This window comes from Pseudomonas fluorescens, assembly GCF_005938625.1.
GTDB lineage: Bacteria > Pseudomonadota > Gammaproteobacteria > Pseudomonadales > Pseudomonadaceae > Aquipseudomonas > Aquipseudomonas fluorescens_BD.
This window is the reverse complement of record NZ_VCNJ01000088.1, coordinates 1-20,786: the sequence shown is the minus strand read 5'-3', so window position 1 is coordinate 20,786 and position 20,786 is coordinate 1. Positions and strand designations below refer to the sequence as shown.

20 protein-coding genes, 1 tRNA gene and 1 pseudogene are annotated in these 20,786 nt (G+C 56.8%); 13 read left to right on the top strand and 9 right to left on the bottom strand.

Annotation, left to right across the window (positions count from 1 at the left end):
* Positions 1–49: 49 nt before the first annotated feature.
* The 7 genes from FGA82_RS29900 to FGA82_RS29870 all read left to right on the top strand — a co-directional run bounded on the left by FGA82_RS29900 (position 50) and on the right by FGA82_RS29870 (position 6,033).
* A complete protein-coding gene (locus FGA82_RS29900; RefSeq protein ID WP_007914053.1) occupies positions 50–241 on the top strand; it encodes a PLDc N-terminal domain-containing protein in 192 nt (63 codons plus the stop codon).
* A 219-nt stretch (positions 242–460) separates the two neighbouring features.
* Positions 461–1,336 carry a polyamine aminopropyltransferase gene (gene speE / locus FGA82_RS29895; RefSeq protein ID WP_016982904.1) on the top strand — a complete coding sequence of 292 codons (876 nt, stop codon included), beginning with the start codon at positions 461–463 and terminating at the stop codon, positions 1,334–1,336.
* Positions 1,337–1,582: 246 nt separating this feature from the next.
* On the top strand, positions 1,583–1,816 hold the full coding sequence (locus FGA82_RS29890) for a hypothetical protein (protein ID WP_064118651.1): 234 nt from the start codon (positions 1,583–1,585) through the stop codon (positions 1,814–1,816).
* A gap of 209 nt (positions 1,817–2,025) precedes the next feature.
* The gene (locus tag FGA82_RS29885) at positions 2,026–2,373 is read left to right on the top strand and encodes a ribonuclease E inhibitor RraB (RefSeq protein WP_141129877.1); all 348 of its coding nucleotides are present in this window, start codon (positions 2,026–2,028) and stop codon (positions 2,371–2,373) included.
* 487 nt (positions 2,374–2,860) lie between these two features.
* Positions 2,861–4,270, top strand: a complete 1,410-nt coding sequence (locus FGA82_RS29880) for a circularly permuted type 2 ATP-grasp protein (RefSeq protein WP_016982906.1) — start codon at positions 2,861–2,863, stop codon at positions 4,268–4,270.
* Between the two features lie 12 nt (positions 4,271–4,282).
* The gene (locus tag FGA82_RS29875; RefSeq protein ID WP_016982907.1) at positions 4,283–5,233 is read left to right on the top strand and encodes an alpha-E domain-containing protein; all 951 of its coding nucleotides are present in this window, start codon (positions 4,283–4,285) and stop codon (positions 5,231–5,233) included.
* Complete coding sequence (locus tag FGA82_RS29870) at positions 5,230–6,033, top strand: transglutaminase family protein (RefSeq protein ID WP_034151732.1); 804 nt, start codon at positions 5,230–5,232, stop codon at positions 6,031–6,033. The genes FGA82_RS29875 and FGA82_RS29870 overlap by 4 nt, the downstream gene beginning before the upstream one ends.
* A gap of 119 nt (positions 6,034–6,152) precedes the next feature.
* Here FGA82_RS29870 and FGA82_RS29865 read toward each other — a convergent pair whose 3' ends face one another.
* Positions 6,153–6,974: a c-type cytochrome gene (locus tag FGA82_RS29865; RefSeq protein WP_141129891.1), complete on the bottom strand. Its 822-nt coding sequence runs from the start codon at positions 6,972–6,974 to the stop codon at positions 6,153–6,155.
* A gap of 585 nt (positions 6,975–7,559) precedes the next feature.
* On the opposite strand from FGA82_RS29865, the gene FGA82_RS29860 reads away from it, so the two are divergent.
* The 3 genes from FGA82_RS29860 (at position 7,560) to FGA82_RS29850 (ending at position 11,749) form a co-directional block, all read left to right on the top strand.
* The gene (locus FGA82_RS29860; RefSeq protein ID WP_141129876.1) at positions 7,560–8,765 is read left to right on the top strand and encodes an acetyl-CoA C-acetyltransferase; all 1,206 of its coding nucleotides are present in this window, start codon (positions 7,560–7,562) and stop codon (positions 8,763–8,765) included.
* Between the two features lie 24 nt (positions 8,766–8,789).
* Positions 8,790–10,934, top strand: a complete 2,145-nt coding sequence (locus FGA82_RS29855; protein WP_141129875.1) for a 3-hydroxyacyl-CoA dehydrogenase NAD-binding domain-containing protein — start codon at positions 8,790–8,792, stop codon at positions 10,932–10,934.
* A 92-nt stretch (positions 10,935–11,026) separates the two neighbouring features.
* Positions 11,027–11,749 carry an amidotransferase gene (locus FGA82_RS29850; protein ID WP_108226873.1) on the top strand — a complete coding sequence of 241 codons (723 nt, stop codon included), beginning with the start codon at positions 11,027–11,029 and terminating at the stop codon, positions 11,747–11,749.
* A gap of 108 nt (positions 11,750–11,857) precedes the next feature.
* On the opposite strand, the gene FGA82_RS29845 is transcribed toward FGA82_RS29850, so the two are convergent.
* The 3 genes from FGA82_RS29845 to FGA82_RS29835 all read right to left on the bottom strand — a co-directional run bounded on the left by FGA82_RS29845 (position 11,858) and on the right by FGA82_RS29835 (position 14,593).
* Positions 11,858–12,829, bottom strand: coding sequence for a magnesium and cobalt transport protein CorA (locus FGA82_RS29845; RefSeq protein ID WP_141129874.1), 972 nt, complete (start codon positions 12,827–12,829; stop codon positions 11,858–11,860).
* A gap of 134 nt (positions 12,830–12,963) precedes the next feature.
* Positions 12,964–13,686 (bottom strand): lysophospholipid acyltransferase family protein, encoded by a 723-nt coding sequence (locus tag FGA82_RS29840; protein WP_141129873.1) that lies wholly within the window; start codon positions 13,684–13,686, stop codon positions 12,964–12,966.
* A 217-nt stretch (positions 13,687–13,903) separates the two neighbouring features.
* Positions 13,904–14,593, bottom strand: a complete 690-nt coding sequence (locus FGA82_RS29835; RefSeq protein ID WP_095120025.1) for a crotonase/enoyl-CoA hydratase family protein — start codon at positions 14,591–14,593, stop codon at positions 13,904–13,906.
* 295 nt (positions 14,594–14,888) lie between these two features.
* On the opposite strand from FGA82_RS29835, the gene FGA82_RS29830 reads away from it, so the two are divergent.
* The 3 genes from FGA82_RS29830 to FGA82_RS29820 all read left to right on the top strand — a co-directional run bounded on the left by FGA82_RS29830 (position 14,889) and on the right by FGA82_RS29820 (position 17,430).
* Positions 14,889–14,978, top strand: a tRNA-Ser gene (locus FGA82_RS29830).
* Positions 14,979–15,182: 204 nt separating this feature from the next.
* The gene (locus tag FGA82_RS29825) at positions 15,183–15,401 is read left to right on the top strand and encodes a hypothetical protein (RefSeq protein WP_141129872.1); all 219 of its coding nucleotides are present in this window, start codon (positions 15,183–15,185) and stop codon (positions 15,399–15,401) included.
* A gap of 250 nt (positions 15,402–15,651) precedes the next feature.
* On the top strand, positions 15,652–17,430 hold the full coding sequence (locus tag FGA82_RS29820) for an NACHT domain-containing protein (RefSeq protein WP_171057391.1): 1,779 nt from the start codon (positions 15,652–15,654) through the stop codon (positions 17,428–17,430).
* Positions 17,431–17,734: 304 nt separating this feature from the next.
* Here the strand turns inward: FGA82_RS29820 and FGA82_RS29815 are convergent, their stop codons facing one another.
* From FGA82_RS29815 to FGA82_RS29800, 5 genes and pseudogenes are all read right to left on the bottom strand, one after another.
* Positions 17,735–18,919 (bottom strand): Arm DNA-binding domain-containing protein, encoded by a 1,185-nt coding sequence (locus FGA82_RS29815; protein WP_141129870.1) that lies wholly within the window; start codon positions 18,917–18,919, stop codon positions 17,735–17,737.
* 107 nt (positions 18,920–19,026) lie between these two features.
* On the bottom strand, positions 19,027–19,197 hold the full coding sequence (locus FGA82_RS32275; RefSeq protein ID WP_171057390.1) for a hypothetical protein: 171 nt from the start codon (positions 19,195–19,197) through the stop codon (positions 19,027–19,029).
* Positions 19,187–19,438: a hypothetical protein gene (locus FGA82_RS29810; protein ID WP_141129869.1), complete on the bottom strand. Its 252-nt coding sequence runs from the start codon at positions 19,436–19,438 to the stop codon at positions 19,187–19,189. Before FGA82_RS29810 ends, FGA82_RS32275 begins: the two co-directional genes overlap by 11 nt.
* Before the next feature lie 63 nt (positions 19,439–19,501).
* Positions 19,502–19,795: a hypothetical protein gene (locus FGA82_RS29805; protein ID WP_141129868.1), complete on the bottom strand. Its 294-nt coding sequence runs from the start codon at positions 19,793–19,795 to the stop codon at positions 19,502–19,504.
* Positions 19,796–19,810: 15 nt separating this feature from the next.
* A pseudogene (locus FGA82_RS29800) lies at positions 19,811–20,786 on the bottom strand (bifunctional DNA primase/helicase); the annotation flags it as partial.

Below are 20,786 nucleotides of genomic sequence, written 5' to 3'. Positions count from 1 at the left end.
GCGCGACCGTCTATCCTAAAAGTGCATGCCACTATTCTGGAGCGACACCATGGGTTCCACGTTCAACGGTCTGATTGGCCTGATCATCCTTGCCCTCGACATCTGGGCCATCATCAATGTGCTGAAAAGCGGCGCGACCACCGGGATGAAAATCGTCTGGGTGCTGCTGATCATCCTCCTGCCAGTGCTGGGCCTGATCATCTGGGCGATTGCCGGGCCGCGGGGTAACGTGCGGATCTGAATCACATAACACCGCGATACCCCTGTAGGAGCTGCCGAAGGCTGCGATCTTTTGATGTTGATTGTAAAAACAAGATGAAAAGATCGCAGCCTTCGGCAGCTCCTACAGGGATTGTGGTTGTGAGGTTCGACCTGTCATCTTCGGCAACGTAGAATGCGCGCCTTTCCCGGGCGATCGTCTCCTCGATCGGCGCCCGCGCATTCATCGGAGCACTTGACCATGACCGTCACCAAAACCAGCGAGTACCTGGAAACCCTCTACGAAGGCTACGGCCAGCGTTTTCGCATGGAAAAACTGCTGCACGAAGTGCGCACCGAACACCAGCACCTGGTGATCTTCCAGAACCCGCGCATGGGTCGCGTGATGGCGCTGGACGGCGTGATCCAGACCACCGAAGCCGACGAATTCATCTACCACGAAATGCTCACCCACGTGCCGATCCTCGCCCATGGCAGTGCCAAGCGCGTACTGATCATCGGCGGCGGTGACGGCGGCATGCTGCGCGAAGTGACCAAGCACGCCGGCGTTGAACACATCACCATGGTCGAGATCGACGGCACCGTGGTCGACATGTGCAAAGAGTTCCTGCCGAACCATTCCAGCGGCGCCTACGACGATCCACGTCTGAACCTGGTGATCGACGACGGCATGCGTTTCGTCGCCACCACGACTGAAAAATTCGACGTGATCATCTCCGACTCCACCGACCCGATCGGCCCGGGCGAAGTGCTGTTCTCGGAAAACTTCTATCAGGCCTGCCATCGCTGCCTGAACGAGGGCGGCATTCTGGTGACCCAGAACGGCACGCCGTTCATGCAGATCGACGAAGTGAAAACCACCGCCGGTCGCCTGAACAGCCTGTTCCCGGACTGGCACTTCTATCAAGCGGCAGTGCCGACCTACATCGGCGGTTCGATGACCTTCGCCTGGGGCTCGACCAACCCGGCGTACCGCAAACTGAGCCGTGAAACCCTGCAACAGCGCTTCATCGGCAGCGGCATCGTCACCCGTTACTACAACCCGGAAATCCACATCGGCGCGTTCGCCTTGCCTCAGTACGTGCTGCAAGCGATCAACAAGCCAAGCAACGATTAAAAGAACACCGCAATACCCCTGTGGGAGCGAGCCTGCTCGCGAAATCGGACTGTTGATCGTTCCCACGCTCTGCGTGGGAATGCAGCCGGGGACGCTCTGCGTCCCAAAAGATCGCAGCCTTCGGCAGCTCCTACCGTAGATGTCGTTTTTTTCATCTTCGCCCGCTGTAATCCTTTTGAACCAACTTTCGGCGTACCAGTCGATTGAGGTGTAAGCCCATTTGCGGGTTTGATCGAGGAGGCACCGATGCAAAAGTGGAAAGTCACTTTCGTGGACGATCATGGTGAAATTGTCGATGAGGTGTTCGAGCGCGCGGAATGCCCCAGCGACGATGAGGCCGCTCAACTGATCAAGGCCAAGCTTCTGCCCGTCGCGGCCGCACTGGATCTGAACGATCTCGAAGGGCGCACCCCCGATGCCGGGGTCAAAAGCCTGAAAACCCAGAACAGCATCGAAATCCGCAGCATCACTCCCATCTGAAATACTTCTTGTCACTTGCATCACCAGGCCTTGGCAGCAGCTCTATCTTGGGGCTACTCTGCAAGCGAGATCAGCGAACGGATCGCTAAGGTCTGGTCTTGTCAGCTACATGCTTGTTCCCGCGTGCAACCACGTTGCCGTAGTACTTTGGCCAAAGGCCCGGGGCGGGAATACGGAAAGTCTATCCATCTATGCGAGGGGGACGATTCATGAGCACAGCCTATCAAGAAGACATCAGCAGCAATGTTCTGCGCCGCATGAAAGAAGGCGGTTTCGATTTTTCCCGATTCCATCCCATCGAGTTCTACGCGATTTTCCCGGACGAGGAGCGGGCGCGCAGGGCAGCAGGCAAATTTCGCGGTGAATCCATCAATGCCCAGGTCAGCGTGCGTGATGACGGTGCGTGGGCGCTGGAATTGAGCAAAGTGATGTACGCGACCTATGACGATATCGGCGATTTCGAGCAGGGCTTTTCGGCAGTGGTCGAGCCCTTGGGCGGCATTATCGAGGGTTGGGGCGTGAAGCAGGAGGTGCGCAATCGCCACCTTTTGAACTGATCGCTTGCGATAACTGTTGAGCAACGGCTGACCTTGGGGTCGGCCGTTGTCGTTTGCGGCGCGCGAAAACCATCGTGGCAAAACCCTGAAACAAGAAACCGAGGCAAAAAAAAGCCACCGGAGAGGGTGGCTAAAAGGGAAGACCGATAAGGAGAGGAAACCGGTCAGGGTTACAGCGGGGCGGGCTGCGAAGGCAGTCCAGGTCAGTTGAGCTGGCGACTTCGCGGCGCTGTGCGCGGGGAAGTTTTGCAGCGAATGCGCGGATTATCCGCAGGCAGCGCCGGGCAGTGAAATCAACTCTGACTATGCTGGTGATAGGCGATGCAGTGCGTCGCAATGAAGCGGGGGCAATCCGGTTGGGGCATTTGCCGCACAGGAATGGTGCGGTGCCTGCGGCGTGAATATCCAACCGATTGAAATCAAAGCGTTTATGCCGATGGCACGGGCCTTGCGAAGGCCTGTATGTCCGGGTGACAAGGAGTACGGCATGATCCGCACCTATTTTGATGAGATGTACGATGCCGGCGGCCAGGTTCGCCCGCATTATCGGGAGTTTGCCCGATGGCTGGCCGACACGCCTGATGAACTGCTGGCCCAACGGCGACGCGAGGCTGACTTGCTGTTCCATCGCGCCGGGATCACTTTCACGCTCTATGGCGACGAGCAGGGCACCGAGCGCCTGATTCCCTTCGATACCATTCCGCGCAGCATTCCCGCCAGCGAGTGGCGGATCGTTGAGCGCGGCTGCATCCAGCGGGTCAAGGCGCTGAACATGTTTCTCGCCGACCTCTATCACGAGCAGCGCATCATCAAGGCCGGGATCATTCCTGCCGAACAGGTGCTGGCCAATGAGCAATATCAGTTGGCGATGCAAGGCCTCGATCTGCACCGCGATATCTATTCGCACATCTCTGGCGTCGATCTGGTGCGCGACGGCGACGGCACCTATTACGTTCTCGAAGACAACCTGCGCACACCGAGTGGCGTGAGCTATATGCTCGAAGACCGCAAGATGATGATGCGCCTGTTCCCTGAGCTGTTCGCCGCCCAGCGCATTGCGCCAATCGATCACTACCCGAACCTGTTGCTCGACACCCTGAAAAGCTCCAGCCCGATTGATGACCCAAGCGTGGTGGTGCTGACGCCTGGGCGCTTCAACAGTGCGTTCTTCGAACACGCGTTTCTCGCCCGGGAAATGGGCGTGGAGCTGGTCGAAGGCGCCGATCTGTTCGTGCGTGACGACAAAGTCTTCATGCGCACTACCGATGGCCCGAAAGCGGTGGACGTGATCTATCGTCGTCTCGACGACGCGTTCCTCGACCCACTGGCGTTCAACCCCGATTCGATGCTCGGTGTGCCGGGGCTGCTCTCGTCTTATCGCTCCGGCAACGTAGTGCTGGCAAACGCCATCGGCACCGGTGTGGCGGACGACAAATCGGTGTACCCGTTTGTCACCGACATGATCCGGTTCTACCTCGACGAAGAACCGATCCTGAAGAACGTGCCGACCTGGCAATGCCGCAACCCTTCTGAACTTTCCCATGTGCTGGCCAATCTTCCAGATCTGGTGGTCAAGGAAACCCAAGGCTCCGGTGGTTACGGAATGCTGGTGGGGCCGGCGTCAACGACGGCGGAAATAGATGCCTTCCGCGAACGGATAAAGGCCAAGCCACACGCATACATCGCGCAGCCGACATTGTCGCTGTCGACCTGTCCGACCTTTGTCGAAAACGGCATTGCGCCGCGCCATATCGATTTGCGTCCGTTTGTCTTGTCCGGGCGCGAAACCCGCGTGGTGCCCGGCGGCTTGACCCGTGTAGCGCTGCGTGAAGGCTCTCTGGTGGTGAATTCCTCCCAGGGTGGCGGGACCAAGGACACCTGGGTGGTCGAGGATTGAAGGAAGCTTGCCATGTTAAGTAGAACTGCCTCGGATCTGTATTGGATGTCGCGTTACCTGGAGCGGGCGGAAAACCTCGCACGGATGCTCGACATCAGTTATTCGCTGTCGCTGATGCCGCAGGACGGGCGCGGCGATGGTCTGCACGAACTGGCCATGCCGCTGTTGATCACCGGCACTCTCGACGATTATCTGGAGCGTCACGGCGCGTTGCATGCCGAACGCCTGCTGCACTTTTTTGCCCTCGACGCCGCCAACCCGGCGAGTATTTACAGCTGCCTAGGCGCGGCGCGGGCCAGCGCCCATGCAGTGCGCGGACGCATCACGGCGGACATGTGGGAGAACATCAACTCTACGTGGCTGGAGATTCGCGGGATCGCCGAGCAGGGCCTCAGTCGCTATGGCATGAGCCGTTTCTGCGAATGGATCAAGGAGCGTTCGCACCTGTTCCGTGGTGCGTCGTACGGCACGATCATGCGTAATGATGCGTTTCGCTTCATTCGCCTCGGTACCTTTATCGAACGGGCGGACAACACGCTGCGCTTACTCGATGCCCGCTATGAAATGGCTGGCGATCAGGCTGAAGCGGTCAGCGACGGTACGGCCCACGCCTATTACCAGTGGAGTGCCTTGCTGCGCGCCTTGTCGTCATTCGAGGCCTACACCGAAATCTACCGCGACGCGCCCGGCGCCCGGCATGTTGCCGAATTGCTGCTGTTGCGTGCCGACGTACCTCGCTCACTGCGGGCCTGCACCGAAGAGATTGATCAGATTCTCGCGCAACTGCCCGGTGCCAACGGTCGTCCCGCACAACGTCTGGCGGCAGAGATGGACGCGCGCCTGCGCTACACCGGCATCAACGAAATTCTGGAGGAAGGCCTGCACGCCTGGCTGACCGAATTCATCCCGCTGGTGCGCCAGTTGGGTAACGCCATTCACAGTTCCTACCTGGAGGCTGCATGAGACTTTCCATAAGCCACGAAACCACCTATCACTACGAGGATCAGGTGCGGGCGAGCATCCAGTACCTGCGATTGACCCCCCACGACAGCGAGCGTCAGCACGTGTTGAGCTGGCAGCTCGACCTGCCGCGCCCGGTGCGCGCGCAACTCGATCCGTTCGGCAATATCCTGCACGTGCTGACTATGGATGAACCGCACGAAGCAATCATCATCGGCGCGCGCGGCCAGGTCGATATCGACGAACTACGCGAGGCCGAGCATGAGAGCCAGTCGGCGCTGCCGTTCCTGCGCTTTACCCGGTTGACCGAGGCGGATGAGGCCTTGCGTGCGTTCGCGGAAAAATCCTGCAAGCAGCGGCGCGATCGCACGGCGCTGATTGATTTGATGCACGGTTTGAATCAGCACATGACCTACACGCCGGGCTCTACTGAAGTCGACACCAGCGCGGCTGAAGCCTTCGCCGGGCGTGCCGGAGTTTGTCAGGATCACGCTCACGCATTTCTGGCTTGCGCACGCAGCCTCGGGATTCCATCGCGTTATGTGTCGGGCTATTTGTACAGTGAGGATTGCGAGCATCTGGCCAGTCACGCCTGGGCAGAAGCGTGGCTGGATGACGCCTGGTACAGCTTTGACGTGACCAATCAACTGGCGCGACCGGAGCGGCACCTGAAACTGGCGGTGGGTCTGGATTATCTGGATGCCTGCCCGGTGCGCGGCATGCGTCGGGGCGGTGGGTGTGAGCAGATGCATGCGAAAGTGTTCGTCTCGCCGACCCCGGTTATCTCCGTGCAACAACAGTAACGGGCTAACACAAAACCCTTGTAGGAGTGAGCCTGCTCGCGATAGCGGTCTGACAGTTGAATTATCAGTGTCTGACACTCCGCTATCGCGAGCAGGCTCACTCCTACAAGGAAATGTGCTCAGGGCTTAACCTTGCGCCCAGCCATGTGTTTCAAATATCCCACCAACATCTGCAAATCGCCATCCGGCAAAACCTCCACCGAAAACCCCGGCATCTTCGCCTGCGGCCACTGGCGCAGACTCTGCGGGTCACGAATGTAGCGCTTCAAGAAATCCGCGCCAAAATACTCGGTCGGGTTATACGGAATATTCAGATCCGGCCCGAACTGCGCATCCCCCGCACCGTTCAACCGGTGACACGCCAGACAGTTTTTCTGAAACAGCGCAAATCCCAGGTTCACCGGGTCATCCGCTTTCAACGCAGGATCCGGTAGCAGGGCAGGGAAGCGCTCGGCCACTGGTGCCATTCGCTTGATGCTCGCGACCTGGAATGGCCATTGCTCCGGGCTGATATTGCCGGCCTGCGGATCGGTCCAGACCAGATAGAACGGCCCGGCGCTGTGCTTGCCTTCCGACAGCGGTAGCCACGGCTGCGCAGGGTCTTCGATAGCAAGCCAGGCCCGCGCGCCTTTTGTATTCAGCAGCGGTGCAGCGGCCAATTCGGCTGCGAACCCGTCAAGTGCCACCGCTTGCAGGTGATCTTGCGGTTTGACTCCGGTCAGCAGCGCAGCCACAGGCACGGCGCGATAGGTCATGTCCTTTTTGTAGGACACATCGTTTTTGATCGTGAGGGTTTGCACTTGAGGATGTTTGAGCAATTCCTCGGTCTGCCAGGTGCGGCTGTTTGTGCCCAGTTGTAAGTCCAACTGGGCGGCAGACAAGGGCATGCTCAGCAGCATGGCCCCGAACACAATGAGCGCTTTCAAATGATCGCCGTCCATGTCGTGGGAGTGCGCAAAGGTTGGCACAGCCACGCTGGCCCGCGTAGCGGGCCAGTCATATTTTCAGTGGCGATAAACAGCACCTGCCGCTCGATTCAGCCGATGACCTTGGTCAGATTCGGCAAAATCAACAACAGCGTCGTGGCGAAAAGAATGAGCCCTGCTTGACGAACTTTCGGTTGTTTGAACATGGCTTGACCGCCTTTATTGTTATTTCCTGATGCTTGCCTGCATATCCATGACGGCAAGCGCTGCACTTCCTGTTGAAGAACGTCGGTCTCGGCAAAACCCGACGACCCTGACGTACATGTACTACCTTAGGGCCCGCGTCACGCTTGGCTTAGATCCATTTCATATGGAAAGCTTGGAAATTGCGATTAAAAAGGCATGAGGCGTATTGCCAGCTTCTTTGCCGCCCGCTGGCTAGACAACTCGCCGACCTGAACCGGTTCACCCAGCCGTGGATGACCGTCCGTCTGAGCGTGTGCGTCAAGCGTATTGAGCGCTGTGGTCATTGAAACCATGGCGGCTTGGGCCAAAAGTGAAGGTACAAGAAATCACTCACCGCACAGGTTCGAGGACGACATGACCCAAGCTTTGATATTCGATGCGTTACGCACGCCCCGGGGCAAAGGCAAGGCCGATGGCGCCCTGCACAGCGTCAAACCGGTGAATCTGGTCGCCGGTTTGCTGGCCGCGCTGCAATCACGCACTGCGCTGGACACCAGCCAGGTCGACGACGTGGTGCTCGGCTGCGTCACGCCAATTGGCGATCAAGGCTCGGACATCGCCAAAACCGCCGTACAAGTGGCCGATTGGGACGTCAGCGTCGCGGGTGTGCAGATAAACCGTTTCTGCGCATCGGGGCTCGAAGCGGTCAATCTCGGCGCGATGAAAGTGCGCTCGGGTTTCGAAGATCTGGTGGTGGTCGGCGGCGTCGAGTCGATGTCGCGAGTACCGATGGGCAGCGATGGCGGCGCCTGGGCGCTGGATCCGCAGACCAACCTGCACAGCCACTTCACCCCGCAAGGTGTTGGCGCGGACCTGATCGCCACGCTGGAAGGCTTCAGTCGTCAGGACGTCGATGCCTACGCGCTGCACTCGCAGCAGAAAGCCGCACGGGCGCGGGCTGACGGTTCGTTCAACAAGTCGCTGGTGCCGGTGCAGGATCAGAACGGCATCATCCTGCTCGATCACGATGAGTTCATTCGCGCCGAATCTACCCTTGAAGGTTTGGCCAAGCTCAAACCAAGTTTCGAAATGATCGGCCAGATGGGTTTCGACGCGACGGCGCTGCGCGTTTACAGCCATGTTGAGCGGATCAATCACGTGCACACGCCGGGCAACAGTTCCGGGATCGTCGATGGTGCGGCGCTGATGCTGATCGGCTCCGAAGCCAAAGGTCGGGCACTGGGCCTGCAACCGCGAGCGCGAATTGTCGCCACGGCGGTCACCAGTACCGATCCGACCATCATGCTCACCGGCCCTGCACCGGCGACGCGCAAGGCACTGGCCAAGGCCGGACTGCGCGTGGAAGACATCGACCTGTTCGAAGTCAACGAAGCGTTTGCTTCGGTGGTGCTGAAGTTCATCAAGGACATGGCGGTCGACCCCGACAAGGTCAATGTCAACGGCGGTTCCATTGCCATGGGCCACCCGTTGGGCGCCACGGGGTGCGCGATCCTCGGCACCTTGCTCGATGAGCTGGAAGCGCGACGCCTGCGCTATGGCCTGGCGACGCTGTGCGTCGGCGGCGGCATGGGCATTGCCACCATCATCGAACGCCTCTGAGCCCCGAATTCAAGGAACCTTGTTATGAGCGAAGCCATTCGTTACGAAAAAGGCCAGGACGCTATTGTCGTCCTCACCATCGACATGCCGGGCCAGAGCGCCAACACCATGAACGCCGTGTACCGCGAGGCCATGGCCGCCTGCGTTGCCCGACTGGTGGCAGAAAAAGACAGCATCGCCGGGGTCATCATCACGTCGGCAAAGAAAACCTTCTTTGCTGGCGGTGATCTCAATGAGTTGATCAAGGTCGGCAAACCAGAAGCCAAAGCGTTCTACGACATGGTGCTGACCCTCAAGGCGCAGTTACGCACCCTGGAAACCCTCGGCAAACCGGTGGTGGCGGCGATCAGCGGCGCTGCGTTGGGCGGCGGTTGGGAAATCTGCCTCGCCTGTCATCACCGCGTGGCATTGGACGATGCATCGGTGCAACTCGGTCTGCCGGAAGTGACCCTCGGCCTGTTGCCGGGCGGCGGCGGGGTGGTGCGCATGGTGCGCATGCTGGGCATCGAGAAGGCGCTGCCGTATCTGCTCGAAGGCAAGAAAGTCCGTCCGCAACAGGCATTGCAGGCCGGCTTGATCGATGAACTCGCAGCGGATCGCGATGAGTTGCTGGGCAAAGCGCGAGCCTGGATCGTGGCCAACCCGACGGCGGTGCAGCGTTGGGACGTGAAGGGCTATCAGATTCCGGGCGGTACGCCATCGAACCCGAAAGTCGCGCAGATGCTGGCGATTGCGCCGTCGATTTTGCGCAGCAAGACCCAAGGGACAATGCCGGCGCCGGAGAAAATTCTCTGCGCAGCAGTCGAGGGCGCTCAGGTTGATTTCGACACTGCGCACCTGATCGAAACCCGTTACTTCACCGAACTGACCACCGGGCAGATCTCGAAAAACCTGATCGGCACGTTCTGGTTTCAGCTCAATGAGATCAACGCCGGAGGTTCGCGTCCGCAGGGCTTCGCGCCGTATGTCACGCGCAAGGTCGGCGTGCTCGGCGCGGGCATGATGGGCGCGGGGATTGCGTTTGTCAGTGCTTCGGCGGGCATAGAGGTGGTGCTCAAGGACATCAATCTGGCTGCTGCCGAGAAGGGCAAAGCCCATTCTGCAGCTTTGCTGGACAAGAAAGTTGCTCGCGGACAGATGGATGCATCGAAGCGCGAGGCGGTGCTGGGGCTTATTCACACCTCGGAAAATGATGCCGATCTGGCGGGTTGCGATCTGATCATCGAAGCGGTGTTTGAAGACCGCGACCTCAAGGCCAGGGTCTCTTCTGCAGCCCAACGGGTTGTCGGCACCGAGGCGGTCATCGCCTCCAACACCTCGACGCTGCCGATCACCGGCCTGGCGACTGCGGTACCAGATCAGAGCAAATTCATCGGCCTGCATTTTTTTAGTCCGGTGGAAAAAATGCCGCTGGTGGAAATCATCAAGGGGGCGCAAACCAGCGATGAAACCCTCGCCCGCGGGTTCGATTTCGTTCTGCAAATCAAGAAAACCCCGATCGTGGTCAACGACAGTCGCGGTTTCTTTACCTCGCGTGTGTTTGGCACCTTCACCAACGAAGGCATCGCCATGCTCGGCGAAGGTGTGAGTGCACCGATGATCGAGACCGAAGCGCGCAAGGCCGGGATGCCGGTCGGGCCTCTGGCGATCTCTGACGAAGTTTCCCTCAGCCTGATGAGCCATATCCGCCAGCAAACCGCAAAAGACCTACAGAAAGAAGGGAAGCCGCTGATTGAGCATCCGGCCTTCGCCGTGATTGACTTGCTACTCAACGAATACAAGCGCCCGGGCAAAGCGGCAGGTGGCGGTTTCTATGATTATCCGGTTGGCGCGCAGAAACACCTGTGGCCCGAGTTGAAGTCGCGCTTCGAGAAGCCCGACGGGCAGATTTCGCCTGAAGACGTGCGTGATCGGCTGTTGTTCGTGCAGGCCATCGAAACCGTGCGTTGTGTGGAGGAGGGCGTGCTGACTTCGACGGCGGACGCCAACGTCGGCTCGATCTTTGGTATCGGTTTTGCCGCGTGGACGGGTGGTGCGTTGCAGTTCATCAACCAGTACGGCGTGAAAGATTTCGTCGCTCGCGCGCAGTATCTGGCTGAGCAATATGGCGAGCGTTTTGCGCCGCCTGCGTTGCTGTTGGATAAAGCAGCGAAAGGTGAAATGTTCTAAGGGCAGCGAGCATTCCGGGGCTTGCCTTGACAGGGTGTTTCAGGGCAGGCTCTGGGGTGTTCATTATTCCCATCACGTGTCAGGTATTTTTTATGTCGCTACGCATCTGCATTCTGGAAACCGACATCCTGCGTCCGGAACTGGTCGATCAATATCAGGGTTACGGGCAGATGTTCCAGCGCCTGTTCTCGCAGCAACCGATTGCCGCCGAGTTCACTGTCTATAACGTGATGCAGGGCGAATACCCGAGCGATGACCTGACCTTCGACGCGTACCTGGTCACCGGCAGCAAGGCCGATTCGTTCGGTACTGATCCGTGGATCCAGACCCTGAAGGAATACCTGCTGACGCGTTACGAGCGTGGCGACAAATTGCTCGGCGTGTGCTTCGGCCACCAACTGCTGGCGTTGCTGCTCGGCGGCAAGAGCGAGCGCGCCACGCAAGGCTGGGGTGTTGGCACCCACAATTACAAACTCGCGGCCAAGGCGCCGTGGATGAGTCCGGTACGCGAAGAGCTGACGCTGCTGATCAGCCATCAGGACCAGGTTACCGCGCTGCCGGAAAACGCTACGGTCATTGCATCCAGCGATTTCTGCCCGTTCGCGGCCTATCACATCAACGATCAGGTGTTGTGCTTCCAGGGCCACCCGGAATTTATCCACGATTATTCGCGAGCGCTGCTGGATCTGCGTCAGGAGGCATTGGGTTCGCAGATCTACACCAAGGGTGTGGCCAGCCTCGAGCAGGAACACCATGGTGCGACGGTTGCGGAGTGGATGATGCGTTTTGTGGCGCATAAGCCAGAAACTGTCTAAGGCCAAAAGCTTCGCGAGCAGGCTTGCTCCCACATTGGATTTTCGGTGCGCCACCGATCAATGTGGGAGCGAGCCTGCGCGCGAATGCTCCAGACAACTCGGTCTGCTCTACAACCACCCGGATTTCTTGAAACTCGCCCACAAACTCACACACCCCACCGTAATAAACCCCAGCACACCGAAATAGCCGTAGTGCCAACTCAGCTCCGGCATGTTCTGGAAGTTCATCCCGTAAATCCCCGCCACCGCTGTCGGAAACGCCAGAATCGCCGCCCAGGCAGCAAACTTGCGCTGCACCACGCTTTGCCGTGAAGCCTCGAGCAACACACCGATCTCGATGGTCTGGCTGGCAATGTCGGCCAAAGTGCTCAGGTCCTCCATTTGCCGCGTTACGTGGATCTGCACATCGCGAAAGTACGGGCGCATATTCTTGTCGATAAACGGGAAACTCAGCTTCTGCAGTTCCTCGCCAATTTCCACCATCGGCGCCGCGTATCGGCGCAGGCGCACGACATCGCGGCGCAAGCCATGCAGCTTCTGAATGTCACGCTCGTTCAACGCGCTACACAATACGTTGCGTTCCAGTTCATCGATTTCGGCATGAATGGCTTCGCCCACCGGTTGGTAGTTCTCGATGACGAAATCGAGCAGCGCATACAGTACGAAATCTTCGCCATGCTCCAGCAGCAGCGGGCGCGCCTCGCAGCGTTGGCGGACATGAGCGTAGGACGCCGAGTGACCGTTACGCGCGGTGATGATGTAGCCCTTGCCGGCAAAAATGTGCGTTTCGATGAACTGCAGAACGCCGTTTTCGCGGATGGGCGAATAGGTGACGATAAACAAAGCGTCGCCAAAGGTTTCCAGTTTCGGTCGACTGTGTTTTTCCAGAGCATCTTCAATGGCCAGTTCGTGCAGGTTGAACTGACGTTGCAGATTGGAAAGCTCCTGAGCGTCCGGCTCTTCCAGACCGATCCAGACAAAATGACCGGTTTTCGCGGCCCAGGCAGCGCCTTCGTCGAGGGTAATATTGGTGACTTTCTTGCCTGCGCTGTACACCGCAGCAGCAACAACTCGACCCATGGTGGTGATTCACTTCTTCTTGGCAGGTGGCAGGGAATACAAGGCTTCAGCTTAGCCGTGTCGCTGCTTGAGAGTCAGTGAAATCTGTACAGTTCACCGGGCAAAAGAAAACCCGCACAGGGCGGGTTGTCTTTTCAGGCGGCTTGCAGTTGCCGGTCCATCGATTCAATGCACTCGCGCATCTGCTCGCGACACTGATTGATGAGCATGGGCATGTCGTCGATGGTCAATCCGGCTGTAGGAATTGCCGGCAACGAGCGTATGAGGATTTTCCCGCTGCGCCAGCGATTCAGGCGCATGTGCTTGATGTAACTGCTCACGCAAACCGGAACGATCGGCACGCCGGCGGCAATCGCCATCTGGAACGCCCCTTTCTTGAAGGGCAGCAATTCTTCACCGAGGTTGCGCGTGCCTTCCGGGAACACCCAGATCGAGGTGTCTTCGTTCTGCAAGGTATTGGTGGTGGTAAGCATCGACTGGCGTGCCTTGTGCGCATTGCCACGGTCGATCAACACATTGCCCGCCAGCCAGAACAGTTGCCCGAACAGTGGCACCCACTTGAGGCTTTTCTTGCCGATGCACACGGTCCGGCGCGGCACGACGTTGCCGAAAACGAACAAGTCATAGTTGGACTGATGGTTGGCGATGATCACGCAGCTGTCGGGTTTGTTCATCAAACCACTGACGTCCGACTTCACCCGTAAACGCAAAATACACATCGCTGGCAGCGCGTAGAGGCGGGCGCACAGACGGCTGTTGTCCGGATTGAACGGGCGGCAGATCCCGAGAATCACCCCGAGCACACCGGCCAGAATAAAGTGCAGGCCCATCAATAACATACGAAACACGAACAGCATTTTCAGGCCCCACCGGGACAAAAGGTGGCGCAGTGTACGGATGTGCACTGTTTTCGGCAATTGGCACTATAGAGTGCGGAGATAGCCGATGTTTAAGCGCATGTTTCCGAGTGGAGGGTAAGACCTGTCCTAGAGCTGTCGCAGACTTTTAAACTGAGCGTGCAAGAAAAAGCCCGACACGACGGTCGGGCTTTTCTTTACGTTCTTGAATCCAGACTCAACCCAGATGCTCCTGATCCTGAATGATCGCGTTATCCAGCGCTTCCAGCAGTGCCTTACGGACTTTCAACTTGGTGTTCTTGTGCGCAAGCATGTTGATCTTCTTCAACTGACGCGCAGCGGCGAGGGCGGCACCTTGCAGTTCCTCGGCGGCAACCACCTTGTCGAGGAAGCCGGCATCCACGGCGCTTTTCGGATCGAACATCTCGCCGTTGATCACCGAGCGGTGAAACGCCGAGCGACGCAGGCGATCACGCGCCAGCTCGATACCGGCGTGGTGCATGGTCATACCGATCTGCACTTCGTTCAGACCGATGCTGAACGGGCCGTCGACGCCGATACGGTAATCGGCAGACAACAGAATGAAAGCGCCTTTCGCCACCGCATGGCCTGGGCAAGCGACGATCACCGGGAACGGGTGAGAGAGCAGACGACGGGCCAGCGTCGAACCGGCGGTCACCAGCGCCACTGCCTCTTTAGGGCCGGCAGTCATCACTTTCAGATCATAGCCGCCGGACAAAATCCCCGGCTGACCGGTGATGATCACGATGGCACGATCAGTCACCGCCTGATCCAGCGCCGCGTTGAATGCCGCAATCACGTCCGGAGAAATGGCATTGACCTTGCCATTGCTCAAGGTCAGGGTCGCGATACCGTCTTCGAGGTGGTAGGAAATCAACTCACTCATGACGCTATTCCTTGTAAGAAAGATGGGCAGACGTTACCCACCGCCGCAGGCCAGGTAAAGCGCCGTGACTGACCCGCCAGTCACCGTTTCACGGCCCATCCAGCGTGGTGAGGCCTTCTGCTTCTATATAGAAGGGCCACACCCACCGAAGATTGGCCGGTTTGCCATGGCCTGCCAACGGGCAAAACGACTTTTTCTCTTAACCGCATGAAAATTCTGAAAAAAAGTTTGCCATCGCAAAAGCTTTCGACTACATTAGCGCGCCTCGACAGACAGAACATGTTTGAAGAGATACGGTGAAGTGTCCGAGTGGCTTAAGGAGCACGCCTGGAAAGTGTGTATACAGGAAACTGTATCGAGAGTTCGAATCTCTCCTTCACCGCCACATTCAGTAAACGCAAACCCCTGATTTTCCTAGAGAAAGTCGGGGGTTTGTGGTTTTTGGCGTTCGAAAAAAGGCCATATGGGACTGAGATGGGACTGATGATCTATTTTGGTGCAAAAAAATAGGCTCCGGAAATGCCTAAAGGATCTTCACCGGCGACGTCGTGGACTACTCTTTCGCGAACACACTCCAAGGACAAACTCCATGCCTAATGACTCAGACTCCAACATTGTTACCGCCGATGCACTGACACTGCTGCTGCACAACCAGCATGCGCTTGGGGCGGCGATAGAGGAGGTCATCTTATGGCTTTCAGAGAGTGGTGCAGGGATTGTTTCGGAAAACGCAGTAGCTGCTATGGAAACGTTGGAAACAAACGCACAAGCACTTACAGATGCGATCACTCGACTACGGCAGTCATAGGGCGTCGCAGCTACGCATAGAGGACTGGCCGCCAGCGACTTTTTCAGATCTTTATAGTAGGCAACATAGGGCGGGGGCGGACAAAGGATCAAATGAGGGGTAACTTGTTCATAATCTCCAAAAAGGAGTTAGATTTTTATAAGCTATTCGGTGCATGCTCGCCTTTTCATTATCTTAGCTAAGATGTATTTTCTACTAAATGACCCTGCCGCTATTCCCATCTAGGGGTTTTACTACAAGGACGCAAATCGTGGCTATAGAAATTACTGCAGCAGCCTTGGTCCGGGCGCTGACACCCACAATCACAATCATACTCAAAGAGTTAGGTGTCGCCTTCAAAAAGCAGAAGGTGAAGTGGGATGCAACGACCTCCATAGATAGTTTGACAGAAATCATCCTTAATATAAATACAGTAAAAACTATGTGGTCGCGTGACAGGGGGGTGCTGATTAGTGATTTTTATTACCCTCCACGAATTATTCAAAAAAACAATTTAAATAGGAATGTGGCGGCAGGTAGTATAATTAGCGGAAAGTCCGTTATTGAAGGTATTGTTGGGCAAGGGAAGTCTATACTGATGCGCAATCTTTGTAATGAGATTGTGAGTGATGGCAAAATACCGATATTTATTGAGCTGCGCATGATCTCTAGTGATCGCCAGCTAATGGATCTAATCCTGGACTATATGGATGCTGCTGGAATAAAAGGCGGCAGAGATGTGTTCGACTTTTTAGCTTCAGAGGGCAAAGTTAGTTTAGTGCTGGATGGGTTTGATGAAATACCAGAAAGTATGGTGACTTCGACTGTTTATGCTTTTCAAAATATCCAGAAAAAATACATTGAATTACCCCTGATCGTTTCTTCTCGGCCACATCATGCAGTGCAGCGCCTTGCAGGCTTTAGAAGTTTCTATATAGACGAGTTCCAAGGGAAGGACTATCAACCATTTTTGCTCAAGTTGATCGAGGATGTAGTTCTCAGAGAGAACCTATATCAATCTATAATAGACGCTCCCAGCAATATTCGTGGGGTTATTACAACTCCACTTATGCTGACTTTGTTGTGTCTTGTGTACGAGATGGAAAGTCATATACCTGCGACGCTGCCGGACTTTTTTAATAGCTTGTTTTCAGCAGTTTTCACTCGGCATGATAGATTTAAGCCGGGTTTTCAACGAGAGCGACACAGTGGGCTATCTGAGTCGAAACTCCATCGTCTATTTGATGCTTTTTGCTTTATGACGATGCAGTTGCGCCTCGGCCGAACGATGAAAGAGATTGAGTTCCATCGTGTATTCAATGAAGCCTTGGAGTACGCAGGGGGGGTGTCATGCGAAATTGAAGGATTTCGAAAAGACATTGTAAACGTTGCGTGCTTGATGCTTGAAGATGGTTATGAGCAAATTAGCTTTCTTCATAAAAGCATACTCGAATATCATGCAGCATCCTTCATAAGGAACTCATCGTCCGAACTGGCTTGTGACTTTTACGAGATTGCAGCTAAAGATATGAATTCTTGGGAGGATGTGTTGAGTTTCCTGAAGTATATGGACGAATTCCGATACGGGAAGCACTATATTTTAAAGTATTACCCCGCGGAACTTGATAGGATTTCGCAAACTATTCAAAGCCAAGACGAAGAAGAATATATCCGCTACTTCCAGGAGAAGCTTCCAAGTTTTCTAATAGAGATGTCCGGAACTACTATTAGCGCGTTTGTAGTTATGCATCCTGAAACAATTTTTCCTTTTCATCATCTTCTTACTGATTTGGTACACGAAATTGCACAGAGTGCAGTAGCAAATGCTTCTGATCGAGATATACATAGGTCAATTAGAGCGACAAAGATATCGCGTACGGGAGTGTTGGGGATAGGTCTCAAGTCAATGTTTGAATATCTCAATCCGAAGGGCGTTGTATCAGCGCTCATTCAGGTTGAGGAGAATATTAAGTTGGAGTTAGAGAAGTTTGATGCCGTAGTTGGTGCTGAGCGGAAAAAACTAAAGATGCTTCGGCCAGAAAAGAGATAATAGCCTCTCCAAAAAGGAGTCGCATCTTGTGTGCTTAGGGCGCCATAAAAACAACAGCTGAAAATCCTGTGAATGCGTCCCCAGAAGTTTGATTTGGCAAAGTTTTTAGTTGATATGCTACAGCATCGGGCACGGATGAAGTCTCCTATGTATTGGCCTCTCACGACAGGTAGATGCAGTCCCCATTTATGTTCAAAAGCCCCACCTGAGCCAGGTGGGGGGCTTTTTTAGGAGTTTGGCAACCATCCCTCCTTAGGCTCAGTTACCAATGGCATCGCTGTTTGCCTGCTCCCGGTTAACGCATTCAGCGTAGAGCTGTAACCGGTGAGAGCTTCAAGGCCATTTGCAGCATGCCCACCACGTCCGGTCCATCCTCATTGATCCACGTCCCGTAGTGCTGACGGATCATGTTGCCGTTGGTATGGCCCATCTGTTCGGCGATCCAGTCGATCGACGCCACACCGGTGGTCAGCAACTGACTGGCGTAGGTGTGCCGGCACTGTCCGGGTCCCCGATAGCGAACGCCGGCCGCGAGCAGGTGCGCCTTGAAGAAACGATCGCGCACCACGAAATCATTGGCGTGCGGCAGGCCGCTTTTGCTGTTCAGGAACACAAAGTGCAGCTTGTGTTTTCGCACCGTCTTGTTGTCCCGCTCGACCACCTCCACAGTTTCCGCTTTGCGTTTGCGGGTCAACGCATCGATCTTCTGCAGGGCGTCCCAGGCGGGTGCTAGCAGACGCACTCGGCGCGTCGATCGGCGGGTTTTCGTTACCCGGTAGGCGCCGCGTACCTTGGACCGGCGAAAGGTCACCGTGCCTTGTGCTAGGTCGACATCCTCCCAGGCCAGGGCGATCGTTTCCGACACCCGTGGGCCTGCCCATAACATGAACTGCACCATCAGCAGTTCATGCGTGCGGCTGGTGGGGGTGTCGAGGATCTGTTTGATTTCCGCGCGGGTGAACGGGTCCGGGGCTTCCGGATCGGGCAAACGCACCATCAAACCCTCGGTCGGATCGTGCGCGACTTTCATCCGTGTGCGGTACAAGCGGAACACCTGGCGCACGTTGCTGATGATGTCGCGAATGGTCTTGTTCTTCAGGGTTTTCGACAGCGTGTCCTGTATCCATTCCTGCAGGTCCAGGTGATCGATCTGGTTGATCTGAACCTTGCCCCAGCGCGGTCGCACATGCACCTCGGCCTTGTTGGCGTAACCTCGATAACTGGAGGCCGCAACGCTGTTGGCCTTGATCCTCAACCACAGATCCAGATAATGACCGAAGGTGTTTTCCACCAGCCTGGGCGATTGTGGAAAGTGCCGGGCATAATCGAAGGTGCCGGTTTGGATCTCGTATTCAATGATGTCGGCCAGGCGCTTGGCCTGGGCCACGGTAGCCGGTGTGTTGACGCCCGGGACCGTTTCCCGGCACTTCTCCCCTTTGTATTGAAAATAGATTCTCACGGACTTGCCGCGAGCTTCGACCCCACTCATGTAAAACCCCTAACGCTGTACTCGTATTTCGACAGTCTGACGATCGGAAACAAAAAGGCCCGTTTCCGGGCCAAGTATCTGCAAGCGCGTTTTCTGGTGGACGCGGCTTATGGTTTGGGCTTGTGCCGGCGCAGTTGGGCATTCAACAGCTGACGCCGCCGGCTGCAGGCGTGGTGATTGCCCTGGACGCGCCACTTGCCGCACTGGTCGCACACGCTGGTGTGATCCATGTTCCAGGGAAAGCGGCGCACCGGTGTCGCGGCAGGGTCATTGGTCATGGCGTGACACTCCCCGAGTGGCCGGGGTGGCCAGCAGTTGGCTGATCACGGCAACATCCGTTTCGCTCAGGTTGCCCAGGGTGCTGGCCATCTGGCTGAGGCTTTCTAGGCGCGTTCGGGCTTCAGGGGTTTTATGCACCAGGTAGCCGATGACGGCGGCGCCGATGATCGCGGTCGCCACCAGGTGCCGCGCCGGTGTGGTAGCCTTCCTGCCGCTGCTGCTGGGGTTCTGTGCTTGCATGGTATGGTCCTCGTAAGTGGTCGGGTGTCGAGGAGCTGCAACTCCTCGGCACTGTTTTTAAGATCAGTCCTTTCGTGCCAGGTGGATCACCAGGCCGTCAAAATCCGGCTCATGCTCAACACATGATTGCCATTCCAGTACCCGCAAGATCTGTTGCCTGCTGCAGTCGTCCACGAGGATTTCGCGCTGGCCAGCGGCTGCCCGCACTTCCAGAATCTGCAGCAAACCTTCCTCGCCGTACGCACCGGCCTGAATGATCGGTGCGCTTAGGCCGGCGAAGTCCAGCCGGTCCTGGACCGACTGGAGCTTGTTGGTTCGGCCGTCGCCGGCATTGCCCATAAACACTTGAATCTGCATCGGTGTTGCTCTCCTTTACGCCTTGAATGTCCAGCACTTGACGGTGGTCGGCCGGGGTTGTGAAACGGGGTTGCGGTGGTTGAAGGCGGCGCGTACGGCGCTGTGTACGGCCTTGTTGCTGTCGAGGAATTTGCGCGATCGCGACTCTTTGAGCAGGTCGCGCAACGTGGCCACGTCGGCCAGCTTCTGTTTGTGTTCGGCGGCGCGCTCGCAGAATTCGTTGAGGTTGATGGCGATCACGGCCGTGTCACTGCTGTGGTCGACTACAGGGTCCTCACTCAAGGATTCGAGGTAGTCGTAGACCTCCCAGAATTCGGCGACGGCAGGGTGGTCGGAACTGATCGAGGCTTGGCGCTCGATCGCCATACGGACGATTTGCCGTTGTGTGGCGGCGACTTGCGGATCACTCAATTTCAGCACCAGGCGCAGCCCGTCCAGCAGCGAGAGCAGTTGTGCGTGGTTCTTGCTGATCCGTTCCACGCGGATGTAACCGCGCAGGTCGTAGCCGCAGCTGCTGCAATTACCCTGCTCGCTGGTGTAGGCCGTAGCGCAGGCAAAACAGTGGGTGTGCAGGCGGCGCAGTTTGGCTTCGTGTTCGGGCATGCGCTGGGCGAACAGATCAAGCACAGCGGATTCTTTACCCACCGCTTTCAACAGAAAATGACTGAGGACACCGCCGTCCAGCGCATTCAACTGATCAGCGGCCGCACGGCTTTCCGGGGTGACAGTCGGGCGTACAAAGTGCAGCTTGACGATGCGCGTCATGATCGCTTCGTGTGCCACCACGGCGGCGTTCTGGCTGATGGCGATCGTTCCGCGAAAGGGCGGTTCGTACGTCTCATTGCCTGCTGTCTTGACGCCTTTGGTGGCCAGCGTGCCGCCGCCGTAGAAGTCTTTCAGCTCATCCCATTCGAAGGTTTTCGCGTGTGCCCGATCGTCGCTGTGGCGATCGGCTTCCAGAAACACCACCGGCATACCGGAGACCTGACCC